Here is a 315-nt window from a genome sequence, read left to right as displayed (position 1 = left end):
TTGGTTTAGCCCGCTAAACCTGCTAGCAAAAATGATAAAATCCATCTAAAAATAGCTATAAAAAAGATTTGCTATAAAATTTAAACAGACTCTTAGAGTTATTCTAGTAAAACATCTTTTATAACCTTTTTGTTTTCTTGTTTTACACTACAAAGATACGGCATAAGAATCTATTAACAAAATAGTAAAAAATTATATATATGTATAAATATATTTATACATTTGCATATTCCGGCGATACCCACCCAGTGATTCCGGTGATACCCACCCACTCACTGTGCAAATTAGTCTGACAAAATTACCGTTTTTTTCTTA

The sequence above is a fragment of the Dysgonomonas sp. 521 genome (assembly GCF_010501055.1).
GTDB lineage: Bacteria > Bacteroidota > Bacteroidia > Bacteroidales > Dysgonomonadaceae > Dysgonomonas.
The sequence above is the reverse complement of the archived record's forward strand: the minus strand, read 5'-3'. Positions refer to the sequence as shown.